Consider the following 15,164-nt stretch of genomic DNA (forward strand, 5'->3'; position numbering starts at 1 on the left):
CTGGCCAAGCCGGCCCACCGCATGGTCCAAGCCCTCAAGACCCTGGGCCGCGGCGGCGCCGCGCCCGCCCAACAGGCCGCTCCCGCCGAAGACGGCTGGGAAGAGTTCTAAAATGCTCCGTTCTTCAAGCGATATTTACCAACCGCGTGAGACGAAGCGGACGGGGCTGAAACAAGGAAACACCAATGGCTGAGGTCATAAGTCTCGCATCGGTCCTGGACATGAACGCAGCCGAGCCGCTGAAGGCCGAACTGTTGGCCAAGCGCGGCCAGGCCGTAACGGTGGATGCGAGCGGCGTCGAACGCCTGGGCGGTCTTTGTCTCCAAGTCCTTCTCTCCGCCCGCAAGACCTGGGCGACCGACGGGGTCGATCTGATGATCACGCCCCAATCGACGTCTTTCGCTGAACAATGGGCCGCCTTCGGCGCGTCCGAAACCAACGCACCAGACCTCACTGAAGGAGCGCTCGCGTGAGCAAGACCGTTCTGACCATCGACGATTCCCGCACCATGCGGGACATGCTGCTGATGGCCCTGGAAGACGCCGGCTATGTCGTCATCCAAGCCGTAGACGGCGTGGACGGCCTGGAGACGCTCGCCGCCCAGGGCGCCGACGTCATCATCACCGACATCAACATGCCCCGCATGGACGGTTTCGGCGTCATCGAAGGCGTGCGCGCCGATCCGAACCACCGCACCACCCCGGTGCTGGTGCTGACGACCGAGAGCGACGCCGAGAAGAAGGCCCGCGCCCGCGCCGCCGGCGCGACCGGCTGGATCGTCAAACCCTTCGACCCGGTGAAACTGGTCGACGCCGTTCGCCGCGTGGCGGCCTAACACTTTTCCAGATCGGTCGGGCCAACAGCCATGGACGCCTTCGAAGCCATCAAAGCCACCTTCTTCCAGGAGTGCGACGAACTGCTCGCCGAACTGGAATCGAAGCTGATGCTGTTGGAGCAGGGTCAGACCGACCTGGAGACGATCAACGCCGTCTTCCGCGCCGTTCACTCGGTCAAGGGCGGGGCGGGGGCGTTCGGCCTGGAGGCTCTGGTCCGGTTCGCCCACGTCTTCGAGACCCTGATGGACGAGCTGCGGGGCGGCCGCAAACCCTGCGACGCGGTCACGATCAAGACCCTGCTGCGGGCCTCTGACGTGCTGGCCGACCACATCCAGGCCGCCCAGGGCCTGGCTCCTCCGGTGGACGAAGAGCGTTCGGCCGGCCTGGTCCAGGAGCTGGAGCTTCTGACCCACGGCGGCGAGGCGCCGCCCGCCGTCGAAGAGGAGGAGGAAGACGACTTCGGCTTCACCCCCATGGCCTTCGACGCGCCGCTGGACGACCCGGCGCTGGCGGTCGAGGCTCCCGCTGCGGATGCGGCGCCCGCAGGCCAGCCCGGCTGGCGCATCGTCTTCAAGCCGCACGGCCGCATGTACGGCAGCGCCAATGAGGCGGGGCTGCTGCTGCGCGAAGTGGGCCGGCTGGGCCCCATCACCGTCTCTGTGGACGAGGCCGCCCTGCCGACCCTGGACGTGCTGGTCGCCGAAGACGGCTATCTGACCTGGACGATCGACCTGGTCGCCGATGTCGATGAAAAGGCCGTGCGGGAAGTGTTCGACTTCGTCGAGGCCGACTGCGACCTGACCATCACCCCGCTGGGCGGCGCCCCGGCCCTGGTCTTCGAGGAAGAGCCGCCGGCCGTCCTGCCCGCCAGCGACGAACTGGACATCGCCGCCCTGCTGGCCAAGGCCGCTGCAGGCGCCGCGCCCGAAACGCCCGCCGCCGCTCCGGCGCCGGCCCCCGCGCCCCAGTCTGTCGCGCCCCAGTCGGTCGCGCCCGAGCCGGCCGCGCCTGCGCCGGTCGCCGCCCAGGTCTCCGCGCCTGAGCCCGCACCGGCCCCGGCCGCCGCCCCCATTCCCCCCGCCCAGGTCGCCACCCCCGTGGCGCCGGCGCCGGTCACCATCCGCGTCGACCTGGATCGGGTCGATCGCCTGATCAACGTCGTCGGCGAATTGGTCATCCAGCAGGCCATGCTGTCCCAGCGCGTGCTGGAAAGCGGCCTGGCCCGCTCTTCGGGCATCGCGCTTGGGATGGAAGATCTGGAGCTTTTGACGCGCGAGATCCAGGACAGCGTCATGGCCATCCGCGCCCAGCCGGTGAAGTCGGTGTTCCAGCGCATGCCGCGCCTGGTCCGCGAAGTCGCCGACATGGTCTCCAAACAGGTCCGTCTGGTCACCTCCGGCGAAGACACCGAGGTCGACAAGACCGTGGTCGAACGCCTGGCCGAGCCGATCACCCATATGCTGCGCAACGCCATCGACCACGGGCTGGAGACGCCGGAGGAGCGGATCGCCGCCGGCAAGCCGGCCGAGGGCACGGTGCGCCTCGCGGCCCTGCACCGCTCGGGCCGGATCGTCATCGAAATCGCCGACGACGGCCGCGGCATCAATCGCGAACGGGTCAAGAAGATTGCGGTGGACAAGGGGCTGATCGCCGCCGACGCCGCCCTGACCGACGAACAGATCGACAATCTGATCTTCCTGCCCGGCTTCTCCACCGCCGCCGTGGTGTCCGACATCTCGGGTCGGGGCGTGGGGATGGACGTGGTCAGGCGGTCGATCCAGGCCCTGGGCGGCCGCATCTCGATCAGTTCGGTCCCCGGCAAGGGCTCGACCTTCACCCTCAGCCTGCCGCTGACCTTGGCGGTTCTGGACGGCATGGTGGTGACGGCCGCCGACCAGACCCTGATCGCCCCTCTGCCGGCCATCGTCGAAAGCCTGACGCCGCAGGAAAGCGACCTGCACTATGTCGGCGGGCTCGATCCGGTGATCCGCTTCCGCGATCGCTTCCTGCCGCTGATCGACGTGGCCCTGACCATGGGCTTCCGCGAGACGCCGATGGTCCCTTCCGAAGGCGTCGCCGTTGTGGTCGAGACCGAAGGCGGCCAGCAGGCGGCCCTGCTGTTCGACGCCATCCAGGGCCAGCGCCAGGTGGTGATCAAGAGCCTGGAGACCAACTACCGCCAGGTCGAGGGCGTCGCCGCCGCCACCATCCTGGGCGACGGCCGTGTGGCCCTGATCCTCGACGTCGATGTCCTCGTCACCGACATGCGCCGCAAATCTCCCCGATCCGACTTCAAGCTCGCGAGCTGACCCATGACAGAAGCCAACGACACCCAGCGCGAACTCATCGCCTTCCGCATCGGCCGGCAGGAATTCTGCGTCGACATCATGTCGGTGCGCGAAATCCGCGGCTGGACGCCCGCAACCCCCCTGCCGCGCTCGCCCGGCTATATGAAGGGGGTGATCAATCTGCGCGGCACCGTCCTGCCGATCATCGACCTGGGCGCCCGGTTCGGGCTTGAGACGTCCGAGCCGACCGCTCGCCACGTCATCATGGTGGCCCATATCGGCGGCCGCATGGTGGGGCTGCTGGTCGACGCCGTGTCCGACATTCTGGAGATGAACGACGCCGCGGTTCAGCCGACGCCCGACGTCGCCAGCGACCAGGTCAAGACCTTCGTCAAAGGCATCTTCTCGATCGACGGGCGGATGATCAGCCTGATCGAACTGGACCACATCCTGCCCCAGGTCGAGGCCGAAGCCGCATGAACCCCGCCCCGGGACGGGGGTCGATCGTCGAAGGCGAGTTCGTCTTCACCGCCGACGACTTCCGTCAAATCGCCCAGATGCTGCATGCCCACGCCGGCATCGCCCTGAACGAGGGCAAGGCCGCGTTGGTCTATTCGCGCCTGGCCAAACGGCTGCGGACCCTGGGCCTGACCAGCTTCCGGGACTATTGCGCCCTGGTCGAGGGCGCCGACGGCGTGGACGAGCGTCAGAAGATGACGGCGGCCCTGACGACCAACGTCACCCGCTTCTATCGCGAGCCGCATCATTTCGACGATCTGCGCGACCGCGTCATGCCCGATTTGGCCGCGCGCGCCCGCGCCGGGGGCCGGGTCCGGCTGTGGTCGGCCGCCTGTTCGAACGGGCAGGAGCCCTATTCGATGGCCCTGACGGTGCTGTCGGTCCTGCCGGAAGCGGCCGACCTGGACGTGCGCATCCTGGCGACGGACATCGACCCCAATATGGTGGCCCAAGGCTATGACGGGGTCTATTCCGAAGAGGCGCTGGAGCCGGCGCCGGCGACCCTGTGGCGCAAATATTTCAACCGCGCGGACCGTGGAAACTGGGTGGCGGGGCCGCAGCTGAAGCGGCTGGTCACCTTCCGCGAACTGAACCTGATCGGCGACTGGCCGATGAAGGGCCGGTTCGACGTGATCTTCTGCCGCAACGTGGTCATCTATTTCGACGATCCGACGCAGGAGCGGATCTGGAGCCGGTTCACCCCGCTGATGAACCCCGGCGCCACCCTCTACATCGGTCATTCCGAGCGCGTGTCCGGCCCGGCGAGCCGCCAGCTGCAGACCGCCGGCCTGACCACCTACCGCCTGGGAGCCGCCTGATGGCCGATCGCGTCAAAGTCCTGATCGTGGACGACAGCCTGACCATGCGCGGCCTGATCTCGGCCGCCCTGAAGTCGGACCCCGAAATCGAAGTCGTCGGCACCGCCGCCGATCCGCTGGAGGCCCGCACGGCCATCAAGGAGCTGAATCCCGACGTCCTCACGCTGGACGTCGAAATGCCCAATATGAACGGGCTGGAGTTCCTGGATAAGATCATGCGGCTGCGCCCCATGCCGGTGGTGATGGTCTCGACCCTGACCGCAGCGGGCACGGACGTGACCCTGGCGGCGCTGGAGATCGGCGCGGTGGACGCGGTCGCCAAGCCGGCCGTGGCCAGCGCCGAGGCCTTCCACGAACTGATCGGCAAGGTGAAGACGGCGGCCCGGTCGCGGGTTCGCGCCCGCGGCGACGTGCCCGCCGCCGCCGCCGCCCCCAGCGCCTATCGCCCCGCGCCCAATCACGTCCTGGCCATCGGCTCCTCCACCGGCGGGGTCGAGGCCCTGCTGACGGTCTTGAGCGGCTTTCCCGCCAACTGCCCGGCGACGGTCATCACCCAGCACATGCCGGCGACCTTCACCTCCAGCTTCGCGGCGCGCCTGGACCGGGTCTGCGCCCCGGCGGTCAGCGAGGCCGTGGACGGCGCGCCGCTGAAGCCCGGCCACATCTATCTGGCGCCCGGCGGCGCCGCGCACCTGGAGCTGACGCCGGGCCTGTCGCCGCGCTGCCGCCTGGTGAACAGCGAACCCGTCAACGGCCACCGTCCGTCTGTGGACGTGATGTTCGATTCCGTCGTCCGTCTGAAACGGCCCATGACCGGCGTGATCCTGACCGGCATGGGCAAGGACGGCGCCAAGGGGCTGAAGGCCATCCGCGATGCGGGCGGCCGCACCCTGGGTCAGGACGAAACCACCTCGGTCGTCTATGGCATGCCCAAGGCCGCCTTCGAACTGGGCGCTGTGGAGCGGCAACTGCCGCTGCACCGCCTGGCCCCAGCCATCCTTGATCTGTGCGCCGATCCGGCCGCACGGTCCGTCGCCTGACACCGGGAGCCTTACTCATGCCCGCCGCCGCCTCACTTCACTGCCTGGTCGTCGACGATCAGATGACGATGCGCTCTCTGGTCCGCACCAGCCTGCAACAGCTCGGCGTGCGCGAGATCCGCGAAGCCGCCGACGGCGAAATCGCCCTGCGCGACATCATCGCCAAGCCGGCCCATCTGATCATTTCCGACTACAACATGCCCAATCTGGACGGGCTGGGCCTGCTGCGCGCCGTGCGCGCCCACCCCCCGACCTCCAAGACCGCCTTCATCATGCTGACGGGTCGGGCAGATCGCGAGCTGGTCCAGCGCGCGGTCCAGTTCGGCGTCAACAATTACCTGGTTAAGCCTTTCACCGTGGCCCAGCTGAAGGGCAAGATGGAAGCCGTCTTCGGCGCCCTGACATGACCTTTTCCGCCCTGAAGGACACGCAAGAAAAGCGTCTGCACGTCGGACAGGGCGAACACCATGTCACGCGCGATCCCAATGTGGTGCTCAGCACCATTCTGGGCTCCTGCGTCGCCATGTGTCTGCGCGATCCGGTCGCCGGGGTGGGCGGCATGAACCACTTCCTGCTGCCCGAAGGGTCCGGCGCCGGCACCGACGCGGGCCGCCGCTACGGCGCCTACGCCATGGAACTGCTGATCAACGACGTGCTGAAGGCGGGCGGCCGGCGCGATCGGCTGGAGGCCAAGCTGTTCGGCGGCGGCCGCATGTTCGACTCCCTGCGCGACGTGGGTCGCTCCAACGCCGATTTCGCCGAGAAATTCCTGCGTGACGAAGGCATTCCGGTCGTCGGCGGCAGCCTGCGCGGAGACGGCGGGCGCCGGGTCCACTACTGGCCCGTGACCGGCAAGGCTCTGCAACGCGCCGTGACCGACACTGTGGCGCCGCGGCCCGCGCCCGTCGCCCCGCCTCCGGTCGATACCGGCGCCCTGGAGCTGTTCTGATGCACGCCCCTCCCGAACACGCCGAACTGCTGGTCGCCGTCGCCGACGAGCTGACACGGGTGCGCGAGGGGATCGACCATGTCGAGGCCCTGGTCAGCCGTCTGGTGCGCCGCGCCCCTGCCGAGGATCGGGCCGAGGCCCTGACCGAGGCCCAGGCCCTGGACGCCCTGACCCAGCGTCTGGAGGCCCTGTCCGGCGTCCTGCGTATGCTGGGCGACGGGGCCACCCCGGCCGAGTCCGTCAGCCGCATCTCCCTGGCCGACATGGCGGTGCGGCTGCGGCCCGCCGCCGGCGTCAAGGTCTCGGCTCCGCCCGATTCGGGCGATCTGACCCTATTCTAACGCCGTGACCAAGGCGCCCGATAAGGTCAATCTGGCGCATTCCACCCTGCTGCTGGTCGATGACCAGCCGACGTCGCTGGATCTGCTCAGCTCGATCGTCCAGGGGTTCGGAGTGCGCGAACAGCTGAAATGTCCGTCCGCCAAGGAGGCGGTCGAACTGCTGCGTCGTCGGGCGGTGGACCTGATCCTGGTCGATTGCGCCATGCCGGAGATGGACGGCTACGACTTCGTCACCTGGCTGAGGCGCGAGGCGCCCGAGCCGGCCCGTTTCACACCCGTGATCATGATCCTGGGCCACGCCGCCCAGGCGCGAGTCGCGCGCGGCCGCGACTGCGGCGCCAGCTTCATCGTCGCCAAGCCCCTGACGCCGTCGGTCCTCCTGCGCCGCATCGTCTGGCTGGGCGCCCAGAACCGCCAGTTCATCGAGGCCGAAAACTATGTCGGGCCGGATCGGCGCGTCCACAACTACGGCCCGCCGCCCGGCGAGGATGGCCGCCGCAGCACCGACCTGTCGGGCGAGGTCGGCGAGGCGGTCGGCGAAAACATGAACCAGGACGATATCGACATGCTGTTGAAGCCGATGAAGGTGAACCTGTGACCGCCGCCTCCAAAGCCGTTTCTCAGGATGTCTCAAAGCCCGCCGTGCGGATTCGCGACATCACCACCTCGCTTCAGCGGCAGATGGCGCGCCCCGGCGGCATAGATATCGAGGCCGCCGTCGCCGCCGCCGAACAGGGACTGGAGGGGCGCCGGGAGGAAACCCTGCGGGTGATCCAGGACAAGGTCCAGGCCTTGGCGGCCTTCTGCGCCGGTCGGCCCGCCGCCCCGGAGGCCGAGCTCTACGCCATCGCCTCCGTCCTGGTGGATACGGCGGGCTTTCTCGACATGCCCGCCTTCTATGAGGCCGCCTACAGCCTGTGCGAGGTCGTCAGCCGGATGTCGGCGGCCGAGGCCTGGTCCTGGCCCTCGATCGACGTCCATGTCCACGCCCTGTCGCTGATCCTCGGCGAGGGGGGCGGCGCCTCGGACGCCAATTCGACCCTGCTGGCCGGTCTGCGCGCCGTCGTGGACCGCACGCCCGCGCCCGGTTAAGCGCGATCCGCAGCCGGCGGAACAGGGACGAAACGAATCAGGACCGAATCACGGACTCGCGCCGATTCAGCCTTTGTTCACCCCAAGATATTGTATCTTAAGACAGATTAACCACAATTGAGTTCAGGCGGCTCCGACGACGCGGCCAAGAAAATGCAGTTCGCCGCACCCACCGTCTTCCCCCCTCCGCCCCGACCCGCTAGTTCACCCCTGCGGGCCCCGTAGCTCAGCTGCATAGAGCAAGGCTTTCCTAAAGCCGAGGTCGCAGGTTGGAGTCCTGCCGGGGTCGCCATGAAGTCGGGCAATGGGAGTTCATCTGGACAGCATCAGCCGCGAGCACCCCGCCTTCCGCCGCGAGCAAGACGGGGAAGGCTTATCCTTGTCCGCAAGGAGGGGCAGGATTCAGCCTTCAACGAGATAGCACGAGACTTGATCAACTCTGCCGGCGAGGAGTTTCTGGTCTTCCCCACCACAGATGGTCAGACAGGATATGAACGGGTTTTCGTCCTTCCTGTTTGAGAAGGTCTCGGGCTCTCGACGCCCAGAGCCCGTCTCGACGCCCTTTGCCGATACTGACCCTGTTACTCTTAGGCATCATGGCGACTTCGCGGATGTGAAGGGCACCGTGATCCGTCAATCTGGCTATTGACGGGCGCTCAAGACCTCGCGGAGCGAAGCCTCGATATTTCCGCCGCTCCAGGTGTCCCCGTAATCTGACCGCGCCTTATTGGCCAAGTCGGCCAAGGGCGAGAGGGCGGCCACCCTGCTGGACAGGGCCGCTGTCATCGGTGCGGCATCCCTGATCAAGTCCTCGAGGGGCTGGAACCGGTCGGCCAGGGTGGCCCAGAGCGTCGCTGTCACAAGATCCGCCATCTGTGGGTTTGCGCTGCCGAGCAAAAAGCCGGAGGTCCCCGTTAGGCCGTGACGTCGGCCGGTCTCCTCCCAGAGGGACATCCATTTTCTCAGACGCGGCTCGAAGTCGGCCCATCGCGGGTTTGTCCACATCTGACGGCCGCCGTCGAGCGTGAGTTCGTCGATCAGATCATTGGCGTCATTGATGATCTTGAGCGTCAAAGCCCGAGCCCCGGGCGTTGCCGGCAGCAAATCGAGAGTTTCGCCGAGATAGAGGAGAATGGCCGGCATTTGGGATAGCGCGACCTTATTCTGTTCGTCGATAAGAACCGGCGGCGCCATGAAGGGCACTGGCATGGCGCGGACCGGCCCCTCCATCAAGCGGGAAATCTCTCTGTCGTCGGGCTCCCGCCAAGTCTTGCCGGAATAGGCCAGAACCGCGCGAACGAACTGCCCCCGAAAGGGCAGGGACCAATAATAGAGGGTGTAGTCCGTCATAGCGAACCTTTGATCCTGAAGCTCACTGACGAACGCGGGCGGGCGTCAGGCGTTCACGGCGCCACGCGCGGGGCTTCAGAACAGCCAGTCGCAACGGATCGCCAGCGCGGTCGCGATCCGGCGCTCCGACTTCGCCGGTCGCCAGGATGGGGATGCCGACATAGTCGTCGTCATTAAAGTCGCGCCAGAAGCGCCACGAGTTCCAGTTGGCTCCGCACGCCGCATTTCTCGAATATGCGGCGTACATGTGTGCGTACCGTTCCGACGGCGACGCCGTTGGCTTCGGCGATTGCTTGGGGCCCCATTCCGGCGGCTAGTTTGGCGGCGACTTCCGCCTCTGCCCTGGTCAGGTGAAACAGGCTGCGTGTTGCGGCGACAAGGCGCGCCTCCTCCTGTCGCGGCGGGCGAATGACCACCAGGGCGGCGGCCCCGAACCTCAGGGCATAGTCTCCAGGTGCGGCACAGACTTCGGCAAGGGTCGGCCGGTCTCCTCTGGCGTCGCGCAGCACGACGGGTCGGGGCGGCGGCCGGAGGCCGCCGGTGCTCGCCGCCGCTGCAGCGATCGCGGTGCGAAGGGCGGCGGTGTCCGCATCGCGAGCGCCGGCCGCCATGCCGCGCGTCACGCGCAGGATCTCGCCCGAAGTCGCCATCGCCTCAGCGGCGGGGGAGAGCGCCAGGACTCGACCGTGCCCGTCACAGATGAGGATGGCGTTTGAAAGCGTATCTAGAAGGCCCAGGGCGAGGTTCAATCCTCGCGCGTCCAGGGCGATCTGGGTCCGGACGGCGGCGCGGACGTGAGGAACGACGGTTGCGAAGGCCCGACGCTGTTCCACTGTCACATTGCCCTGAGACTCGCTCCGCATCAGCGCCAGACCCACCAGCAGGTCGTCCTGGCGCAGCAGCGGGGACAGGCAGGCGAAGGCCAGATCATGCCGACGCAACCAGGCGCCGTATTCCGGAAAGCGCGCGGCGTCCTGCGCGCTGGTGAAGGCCGTTTCGTCGAGCACCGCCATCTCGGGCGCCGCCATGCCGATTCGAACGCGCGAGTTCACGCGCGGGTCGCCGCCGCCCGCCGTCACGAACTCGGCGGAGGCTTCCGGCGGCAAGCCCGTCATCCAGTTGAACGGCACCGCCGCCTCTCGACCCAGGCCGATCAGTTCGCCGCCCTTTGAACCGGTCAGCCTGGCCAGGCCTTCCAGCGCCTCCACCCAGGTCCGGTCCCCCAAGCCCACGCCCTGGAAGGCGGCGGTCGCCGTCGCGACATCCTCTTCGGTCACGCTAGAGGCTCTGAGCCGGTGCGCGAATGCTGATTCATCACTGCGTTGTCCTTCTCTGGCGCGAGTCTCCTGGATCGACCGAAACCTCTACAAGATTGTAGATGCAGACAAGAGTGAGGGAGTCTAGTTCAGCGAACAAGGACTGGATCGCCGCCTTACGGCGGTTGGGGAGAGGGCAGGCGTGATGGGTGGTATTGCAAGGCGCGGCGCCTCTTGGCGACTTATGGGAGGCGCATCGACCCTGGCCGTCGCGCTGTTCCTGTCCCCAGGCGTCGCCTCAGCCCAGGTCGTCCCCGGCCAGACCCGCGAAGAGATCGATCCGGCGCGTCAGGCGCGCCCGCTGGCCGCACCGGTCGTTGATCCAACAACCTTGTACCAGCCCGGACAATGCCCCTTCACAGGTCAAGGTCGCACGACCCTGACGCGGATCGAGGCGCAGGGCGCCAGCCTGATCTCCGACGCCGAGATTCAAAACGCGGTGGCGGATCTGATCGGTAAGGACAGCGATCTGTCGGTGCTCTGCGTCGCTCGGGACCGCGTCGCCGCCCTGTACGGTGCTGAGGGCGAAGCCCTGGTGCGGGTGGATCTGCCCCAACAGCGGATGACGGGCGGCGTCCTGGTGATCACCGTGACCGAAGGTCGAGTGGTCAGCGCCTCCGTGATTGACGCCGACAAACTGGGCCCTGCGGCCGCCCTTGCCGCCGACTATCTGAGCGCTCTGAAAACGGAACGGGCGACGCGCTGGCGCGAAGTCGAACGCGCCTTTCTGTTGGTTCGCGACATTCCCGGCGCCGACCCGTCTTTCAGCATCCGTCGCGCGGAGACGGGCGAAGCCAATGGTCTGGAAGCCGTGGCGGCCTTCGCCCCTCGGCGGAAGCTGGACGTCACCCTGAGCGGCCAGAACTTCGGTTCAGAAGAAGTCGGGCGCGAGGGCGCCTCAATCCGCCTTGACGCCAACAGCTTCACCGCCTTCGCCGAGCGCACCAGCCTGATCCTGTTCTCGGGTTTGGAAGGCGATCAACGAGTGGTCCAACTGCTGGAGGAATTCCGTATTGGAGCCTCCGGCCTGACCGTTCTGGGCGATGTGGCCTACAGCGAATCCGAGCCCGGCGGCGCCCTGGCGCCGCTAGAGTTAGAGGGACGCTCGACCGTCGGCCGACTCGGCGTCCAGTATCCGGTCGTCCTCACTCGGCCCCTGCGCATGGATGTGGGCGCCCGGTTGGAGTGGGTGGATCAGAAGAACGATCTGGGCGCCTTCCGCCAGCCGAACGGCGATGCGACCGCCCTGTTCGAGGAAAGCCTGCGGGTCCTTTCCGCCGAGGTCGTCGCCACCTGGCGGCCGAGGCAGACGCCGGGGCTTCAAGGCGGGTTCCAAGCCGAGTTGCGCAAAGGTCTGGAGGCTTTCGGCGCCAGCGAAGCCGGCGATCCCTTGTTGTCGCGGCCCGAAGGGCGGCCGGACTTCACCTCGGTTCGAGGTCAAGCCTCGATCCGCAAGGACGTCGTCCTGTCGCCGGGACGCGGCCTCTATGCGGCGGCGGCTTTGCTGGGGCAGTGGGCGCCGGATCCGCTGCCGGCCTATGAAGAGTTCCAGGTGGGATCCTACACCGTAGGCCGGGGCTTTGATCCGGGAGCGGCGTCCGGCGATCGGGCCCTGGCGACCCAGATCGAGGCGGGCTGGGAGGCGGCGTCCGCCCAGGCGGTCTGGACCGTCTTCGGCTTCGTCGATGCGGCCAAGCTGTGGAACCAGGACGCCTTCGGCTACGACAGCCGGCCTTGGTCCGTCGGCGCCGGGGTGCGCGCCCGCACACGCAGGGGGCAGGTCAGCCTGGTCTATGCGGCGCCGCAGAACGCGCCGTTCCCCGGCGCGGTCCGGCCGAAGGATCGGCTGCTGCTGTCGCTCTCCACCACCTTCTCGTTCCGTTGAGGCTCGCCATGAACAACGCTCACGCCGCTCGTCGTCGCGTCTCGCTTCTTCTGAGCGCCGCGGCCCCCGTCGCACTTTTGCTGGCGTTGGCGGCGCCGGCCTCGGCCCAGATCGCAGCCGGCGGTGGAAGCACGGCCGCCGGAACCGTCTCCAACACCTATAACGGATCGGGATCGGCGACCGTCTTCTCGGGCGCGGCGTCCAACACCGGCGGCGCCGACACCTCGACCATCACTTTGAGCGGCTCGCGGACGCTTTTGAACTGGAACGGTTTCAATCTGGCGCCCGGCGACACGCTGAACTTCAACCAGAGCGGCTCGACGAGCATTGCCGTCAATCGGGTTCTGGGCGGAGGCGGCACGATCATCAACGGCGCCGTCAACAGCAACGGCCAGGTCTGGTTTCTCGATTCCTCCGGCGTAGCGGTGGGAGGGACCGCGGTTCTCAACGTCGGCGGACTGTTGTTGTCGTCTCTAGGGCTGACCGACGCCGATATCTTTGACAACGACAGCAGTTTCAACTTCACCGGCGTGGGCGGCTCCGTTGCGGTGAACGGGGGCGCGGCGCTGAACGCCGCCGCCGGCGCGGTGACCGTGGTGGGCCCCGAAATCAACTTCTCAGGCAGCGCGACCGCCAGCGGCAGCATCGCCCTGATCGCCGCGCGTGACGCGACGCTCGTCTTCGACGGCGATCTCGACGCCTATCTTGCGCTCACCGTCGCAACGGGTACCGACAAGAACACCGCAATCAGCGTCGGATCCCAAGCGCGCTTCGACACCGCGTCGGCTGCCGCCGGAGGACGCACCTATCTGATCGCCGCCGGCTACAACGGCGGTCTCGGCTCCATTCTGTTGGGCGGTTCGGCGGCTGACGCAGTGGAGTTCGTCGATGGCGACGTCGTGCTTTACGCAGCGGGAGAGGAGTCCTTCAGTCGCCACTTCATCGCCGGAGGGGCGTTGCAAACACCGACGGGGGCTCCCGCAGGGGATGTGACAATCGGCGCCGCCACGGTTTCCGGGGGCGATCTGAACGTGATTGCGTCCGATGAAGTGATCATCAACGACCTTATCTCAGTCCCCACCGGAAGCGTGCGGCTGGAGTCAGGCAATTTGACCACTGTTTCCGTCTCGGTCGAGGTGGGTCAGAACTATACCCTAAAGGCGCCGGACTGGACCGGAGGCGCCGCTTTTTCGCCGGTCTTCCTCAACGCGGCTTCGGGGATCGGCAAGTTCATCATTCAGGACATGGCCTTCGGCGTAACCCTGGGCGGGCTCAGCGCGCCGGATGAACTTCGCATCACCGCCGAGAACGGCGGCACCGTCAACGTGGTGGGGACGCTCACCGCGGGCAACGGCCTCTATCTGTCGGGACAGTCGCTCCAGCTCGGCGGCGATCTGACCGAGACCGGAGCGGACGGGGTTCTCAGCCTGACGTCCAGCGACGGAATTTCTCAGACCGCCGGAGCCCTGACGGCGGGAGTCCTGACGATCTCGGCGATCAACGGCGTGACCTTGAATGGTGCGGCCAATGCGATCGGCGCCCTGGGCGCGTCCGACGCGAACGGTTTGAGCCTGGTCGATACAGGCGGCCTGACGGTCAGCGGCGCGCTCAACGGCGGAGCCACCGGGGTCTCTCTGACCACCACGGGCGACTTGACGGCGCAGGCGCCGATCACCGCCAGCGGAATCACCCTGTCGGCGAGCGGGGCGAGTTCGGACATCGTGCTCAATGCGGCGCTCGATGCGGGAACCTCCACGGTTCTTCTCAACGCGGGCGGCACGATCGGCCAGAGCGCCCTGGGGCGGATCACTTCGGGTTATCTGACGGGTGGATCAGGCGGGGCCACCGATCTGACGGCGGCCGTCAACCGTGTTCGCGATCTCGACGTCTTTACGGCCAACGGCTTTTCGCTCGTTGATGAGGGTGGGCTGACGGTGACGGGCGGCGTCAACGCCGGCGCCGGCGACATCCTGGTCCGCACCACCGGAGGAGCCTTGTCGTTCAGCCCCTCGGGGATCGCAAGCGGTCGCGACATCGTCCTTTCCACCGACGGCGACTTCATCAACCAGTCGGGCTCTTCTGCGCTTGCCGCCTCGGGCAAGTGGACGATTTATGCGGCGTCTCCGAACTCCAGCACTTTCGGCGGTTTGGACAGCGGCTCCACGGCCCTCTGGAACGGAACCTTGGCGACACGAGCGCCGGCGGGTCTGAGCGGCAACCGCTACGTCTTCGCCGCCCAACCCACTTTGACGGTCACTACCCTTTCCACGAGCAAGGTTTATGGGACCGATCTGACGGGTTCGGTGGGCGCCCTTTACACCGTCAGCGGCTATCATCCGGGCGTGGCGGGGGCCTTCCTGGCCGATACGGCGGCGACGGCCTTCAGCGGGGCAGCTGCGATCAGCTCTACCGGATCAGCGGAGCGCGCCTCCGTCGCCGGCGGCCCCTATGCCGTCACCGCCGCGCAGGGCACGCTCACCAGCAACAGCGGCTACGCCTTCGCCTTCAGCAACACCGGCCAGATCACCGTCACGCCCAAGGCCCTGACGAGCGCCCTGACCGCCTCGAACAAGACCTATGACGGCACGACCGCCGGTTCCGGCTCGGTCGCCCTGTCTGGCGTTGTCAGCGGCGATACGGTCGGCGCGACGGCGGGAACCTGGACCTTCGCCGACCGCAACGCCGGAACCGGCAAGACGGTGACGGTGAGCGGCGTCGGTCTGACGGGGG

15 protein-coding genes and 1 tRNA gene are annotated in these 15,164 nt (G+C 67.4%); 14 read left to right on the top strand and 2 right to left on the bottom strand.

Annotation, left to right across the window (positions count from 1 at the left end; genetic code table 11):
- The first annotated feature begins 185 nt into the window (after positions 1-185).
- From AC1RKE_RS14475 to AC1RKE_RS14530, 12 genes are all read left to right on the top strand, one after another.
- Positions 186-473, top strand: coding sequence for an STAS domain-containing protein (locus AC1RKE_RS14475; RefSeq protein WP_348684848.1), 288 nt, complete (start codon positions 186-188; stop codon positions 471-473).
- On the top strand, positions 470-835 hold the full coding sequence (locus AC1RKE_RS14480) for a response regulator (RefSeq protein WP_054764756.1): 366 nt from the start codon (positions 470-472) through the stop codon (positions 833-835). Before AC1RKE_RS14475 ends, AC1RKE_RS14480 begins: the two co-directional genes overlap by 4 nt.
- 30 nt (positions 836-865) lie before the next feature.
- The gene (locus AC1RKE_RS14485; protein ID WP_348684846.1) at positions 866-3,145 is read left to right on the top strand and encodes a chemotaxis protein CheA; all 2,280 of its coding nucleotides are present in this window, start codon (positions 866-868) and stop codon (positions 3,143-3,145) included.
- 3 nt (positions 3,146-3,148) lie between these two features.
- Entirely contained in the window at positions 3,149-3,604 is a 456-nt protein-coding gene (locus AC1RKE_RS14490) for a chemotaxis protein CheW (protein ID WP_054764758.1), read from the top strand.
- Positions 3,601-4,461 carry a CheR family methyltransferase gene (locus AC1RKE_RS14495; protein WP_054764759.1) on the top strand — a complete coding sequence of 287 codons (861 nt, stop codon included), beginning with the start codon at positions 3,601-3,603 and terminating at the stop codon, positions 4,459-4,461. Before AC1RKE_RS14490 ends, AC1RKE_RS14495 begins: the two co-directional genes overlap by 4 nt.
- Positions 4,461-5,501 carry a protein-glutamate methylesterase/protein-glutamine glutaminase gene (locus tag AC1RKE_RS14500; protein WP_152949523.1) on the top strand — a complete coding sequence of 347 codons (1,041 nt, stop codon included), beginning with the start codon at positions 4,461-4,463 and terminating at the stop codon, positions 5,499-5,501. Before AC1RKE_RS14495 ends, AC1RKE_RS14500 begins: the two co-directional genes overlap by 1 nt.
- A gap of 17 nt (positions 5,502-5,518) precedes the next feature.
- Positions 5,519-5,908, top strand: coding sequence for a response regulator (locus AC1RKE_RS14505; protein ID WP_054764761.1), 390 nt, complete (start codon positions 5,519-5,521; stop codon positions 5,906-5,908).
- Positions 5,905-6,450, top strand: coding sequence for a chemotaxis protein CheD (locus AC1RKE_RS14510; RefSeq protein ID WP_054764762.1), 546 nt, complete (start codon positions 5,905-5,907; stop codon positions 6,448-6,450). Before AC1RKE_RS14505 ends, AC1RKE_RS14510 begins: the two co-directional genes overlap by 4 nt.
- The gene (locus tag AC1RKE_RS14515; protein WP_054764763.1) at positions 6,450-6,791 is read left to right on the top strand and encodes a DUF8776 family protein; all 342 of its coding nucleotides are present in this window, start codon (positions 6,450-6,452) and stop codon (positions 6,789-6,791) included. The genes AC1RKE_RS14510 and AC1RKE_RS14515 overlap by 1 nt, the downstream gene beginning before the upstream one ends.
- 4 nt (positions 6,792-6,795) lie before the next feature.
- Positions 6,796-7,389 (top strand): response regulator, encoded by a 594-nt coding sequence (locus tag AC1RKE_RS14520; protein WP_054764764.1) that lies wholly within the window; start codon positions 6,796-6,798, stop codon positions 7,387-7,389.
- Positions 7,386-7,883, top strand: a complete 498-nt coding sequence (locus AC1RKE_RS14525; RefSeq protein WP_183217819.1) for a hypothetical protein — start codon at positions 7,386-7,388, stop codon at positions 7,881-7,883. Before AC1RKE_RS14520 ends, AC1RKE_RS14525 begins: the two co-directional genes overlap by 4 nt.
- Positions 7,884-8,098: 215 nt before the next feature.
- Positions 8,099-8,175: transfer RNA gene (locus tag AC1RKE_RS14530), tRNA-Arg, on the top strand.
- 350 nt (positions 8,176-8,525) lie between these two features.
- Here the strand turns inward: AC1RKE_RS14530 and gst are convergent.
- Both gst and AC1RKE_RS14540 read right to left on the bottom strand, forming a co-directional pair.
- Positions 8,526-9,233 (bottom strand): glutathione transferase, Atu5508 family, encoded by a 708-nt coding sequence (gene gst / locus AC1RKE_RS14535; protein WP_348684932.1) that lies wholly within the window; start codon positions 9,231-9,233, stop codon positions 8,526-8,528.
- 173 nt (positions 9,234-9,406) lie between these two features.
- Entirely contained in the window at positions 9,407-10,510 is a 1,104-nt protein-coding gene (locus tag AC1RKE_RS14540) for a helix-turn-helix transcriptional regulator (protein WP_201463745.1), read from the bottom strand.
- Between the two features lie 223 nt (positions 10,511-10,733).
- On the opposite strand from AC1RKE_RS14540, the gene AC1RKE_RS14545 reads away from it, so the two are divergent.
- A complete protein-coding gene (locus AC1RKE_RS14545; protein WP_348684768.1) occupies positions 10,734-12,434 on the top strand; it encodes a ShlB/FhaC/HecB family hemolysin secretion/activation protein in 1,701 nt (566 codons plus the stop codon).
- A 236-nt stretch (positions 12,435-12,670) separates the two neighbouring features.
- Positions 12,671-15,164 (top strand): beta strand repeat-containing protein (locus AC1RKE_RS14550; RefSeq protein ID WP_492897335.1); only part of this gene is annotated, 2,494 nt, incomplete at its 3' end.

The sequence above is a fragment of the Brevundimonas sp. GW822-FHT03E11 genome (genome assembly GCF_058801445.1).

What these genes read in the sequence shown, in the direction of transcription:
- AC1RKE_RS14475 (WP_348684848.1), top strand. Translation starts at nt 186, where the DNA reads ATGGCTGAGGTCATAAGTCTCGCATCGGTCCTGGACATGAACGCAGCC.
- AC1RKE_RS14485 (WP_348684846.1), top strand. Translation starts at nt 866, where the DNA reads ATGGACGCCTTCGAAGCCATCAAAGCCACCTTCTTCCAGGAGTGCGAC.
- AC1RKE_RS14490 (WP_054764758.1), top strand. Translation starts at nt 3,149, where the DNA reads ATGACAGAAGCCAACGACACCCAGCGCGAACTCATCGCCTTCCGCATC.
- AC1RKE_RS14495 (WP_054764759.1), top strand. Translation starts at nt 3,601, where the DNA reads ATGAACCCCGCCCCGGGACGGGGGTCGATCGTCGAAGGCGAGTTCGTC.
- AC1RKE_RS14500 (WP_152949523.1), top strand. Translation starts at nt 4,461, where the DNA reads ATGGCCGATCGCGTCAAAGTCCTGATCGTGGACGACAGCCTGACCATG.
- AC1RKE_RS14505 (WP_054764761.1), top strand. Translation starts at nt 5,519, where the DNA reads ATGCCCGCCGCCGCCTCACTTCACTGCCTGGTCGTCGACGATCAGATG.
- AC1RKE_RS14510 (WP_054764762.1), top strand. Translation starts at nt 5,905, where the DNA reads ATGACCTTTTCCGCCCTGAAGGACACGCAAGAAAAGCGTCTGCACGTC.
- AC1RKE_RS14515 (WP_054764763.1), top strand. Translation starts at nt 6,450, where the DNA reads ATGCACGCCCCTCCCGAACACGCCGAACTGCTGGTCGCCGTCGCCGAC.
- gst (WP_348684932.1), bottom strand. Translation starts at nt 9,233, where the DNA reads ATGACGGACTACACCCTCTATTATTGGTCCCTGCCCTTTCGGGGGCAG.
- AC1RKE_RS14545 (WP_348684768.1), top strand. Translation starts at nt 10,734, where the DNA reads ATGGGAGGCGCATCGACCCTGGCCGTCGCGCTGTTCCTGTCCCCAGGC.